This window comes from Flavivirga sp. 57AJ16, from assembly GCF_028736925.1.
In the GTDB taxonomy this organism is placed as follows: domain Bacteria; phylum Bacteroidota; class Bacteroidia; order Flavobacteriales; family Flavobacteriaceae; genus Flavivirga.
The window spans coordinates 1-2,416 of sequence record NZ_JAQZAT010000041.1 but is presented as its reverse complement, the minus strand read 5'-3'; the positions used below and the strand labels follow the sequence as shown (position 1 = coordinate 2,416).

At 35.9% G+C, this 2,416-nt stretch carries 1 protein-coding gene and 1 pseudogene; both read left to right on the top strand.

Features of this window, described 5'->3' with window-relative positions; translation table 11 throughout:
• Positions 1-393: 393 nt before the first annotated feature.
• Entirely contained in the window at positions 394-999 is a 606-nt protein-coding gene (locus tag PQO00_RS20235; RefSeq protein ID WP_274186672.1) for a tyrosine-type recombinase/integrase, read from the top strand.
• Positions 999-2,147 (top strand): annotated as a pseudogene (locus PQO00_RS20230) (IS91 family transposase). Before PQO00_RS20235 ends, PQO00_RS20230 begins: the two are co-directional and overlap by 1 nt.
• Positions 2,148-2,416 lie beyond the last annotated feature (269 nt).

Sequence of the window (2,416 nt, the reverse complement as noted above, 5' to 3'; positions counted from 1 at the left end):
CATTGTTGAACTAATCCTCGTTACCTCGGAAGCTTTCCAACGCTTATAAAAATAGCTTAAATTTAGATACTAAATAAAAAAGTAAAAAAATATGTATCAAAAAAAAGTAAAACGCTCCTTGAAACGGCTTTAGAGCGGGTTCCAAAATTCAAGTTATTAGAAGAAAAACTAAGAAAGAGTTTTTCTATAAACGGTAAGTCTGTAAGTACCCTAAATAATTATTTACGTTGCTTATCCCATTTAGCGCTTCATTTTAATACTAGCCCCGAGTTATTGGGCATCGAATCTATAAATGACTATCTATATCATTGTCAAAACCTACATAAGACACCCTCCGAGGGTTTTTTTAAGCATACCATTTTTGGGCTTCGAGCAGCCTACAAAGTTATGGGAATGGAACAAAAACGGATCAAACTTCCAGAAATAAAAAGACAGAACAAGCTTCCCATTGTGCTTAATAAACAAGAAGTGCGAGACCTTTTAAAGGCACCTAAATATTTAAAACACCGTCTTATGCTAGGTCTCATGTACGGCTGTGGTCTACGAAGCTATGAACTCTGTAATTTGCTTCAATCAGATATAGATTTTGAACGTAAAACGGTATTTGTAAAAAAGAAAAAAGGAAGTAGAGATCGTTATCTTCCTTTAAGTGCCCATCTAATTAGAGGACTAAAACGTTACTTAGAAACAGAGCATCCCATTACATATCTTTTTAATAGTCAGGTTACAAAACAAGGCGAACCGCTTCCCATAACAGTAAGAGCCATACAATGGGTTATAAAAGAAAATCGATCTAAGGTAGCCACACAAAAGAAATTTACAGCGCATACTTTGCGTCATAGCTATGCCACCCATTTACTAGAAGCGGGGTTGAATATCATAAGTTTAAAAGAACTTCTTGGGCATGCTCATATAGAAACCACGATGGTTTACCTGCATGTTGCCAATACTGGCAGTTCAAAAAAGTTTAGTCCTTTAGATACTTTGTTTTCTAGATAATGCCTCCTAAGCATACGGTTGCAGATATATTGAATTTAGAAGCCTTACATTTAAACGAATTATCCAATACCAGTTGGCATTTAAGGGCTTTACATGCCATTAGGAAATGTCGTACCAAGGCGCTTGGCGGATATATAGATTGATGTTCAATATGTGGAAAATTGGAGCTTCAATTTAATTCCTGTAGAAATAGACATTGTCCAAGGTGTCAAGGTCACAAACAGCAACAATGGATAGCAGCAAGAACAAAAGAGCTGCTACCAGTACCTTATTTTCATGTGGTCTTTACCTTGCCCGATCATCTTAATACTATAGCACTAGCAGAACCAAAGATCCTTTACGCCATTTTATTTGATTCTGTTTGGGAGACCCTTAGTTGTTTTGCCAAGACCCCTAAAGAATTAGGCGCAAAAATGGGGATGATTGCAGTCTTACATACTTGGGGACAAAACTTAAGTGTACATCCTCACTTGCATTGCATAGTCCCCAAAGGCGGGATAAGCAAAGCAGGGTATTGGAAAAGAGGAAACACTAAAGCTGATTTTCTTTTTAGTGTCAAGGCTTTAAGCGTAAAGTTTAGAGGTGTTTTTGTTTCAAAACTACGAAAACAGTTACCCAGGTTGCCCCAATCATTATATGATAAATTATTTTCTAAGAAGTGGGCGGTATATGCGAAAGCTCCTTTTGGAAAACCAGAGCATGTTATAGAATATCTAGGACGCTATACTCATAAAATAGCGATTAGTAACCATAGATTACTAGCTATTGATAAGGAATCTAAAACGGTCACCTTTAGCCTGAAAGATTACAGAAATCAAGGTAAAAAAACAACACAAACACTAACAACAAAAGCTTTTATTAAGCGTTTTCAAAACCATATTTTACCTAAAGGCTTTACAAGAATACGCCATTACGGATTTTTAAGTAGCAGCTGGAAAAAGGAGAAATTACCAAAATTACAGCTCCAATTAGCGGATAAAGATCTAGATGTCATAGCTGTTTTAATTCCTGAAGAGCAAACACTACATCGACGCTGTAGACACTGTAAGAAAGGCTCCTTGGTAACCTTATTAACTTTTGATAGTCGTGGACCACCAAAGAATTACAAAAAAATAGTAACACGTAAAATACTCAAATACAAACAGTAAAGATATGGCAATGTGCCCATAGAGGCTTACTACTGCCTATACTCAAATAACAAACACTAAAACGCTGTTTTAAATGTGTTTAGAAACAAAAAAGGTAAGAAAACAGATGCTTTATTACCTTAAGTGTGACCTTCTTTATACCTCTTTTTATAGATAATCTTTTATAAAAACACCTCAAAAAAACGTTTTCCCCCTTATTCTAAGTAATGGATCAGTCAACAAGGCATATAGCGTTGGCCTATCGGCACGCCATATGCTTAGTTATTGTG

Excerpts from the sequence above, each read along its gene's own strand:
- PQO00_RS20235 (WP_274186672.1), top strand. The coding sequence starts at position 394 with ATGGAACAAAAACGGATCAAACTTCCAGAAATAAAAAGACAGAACAAG.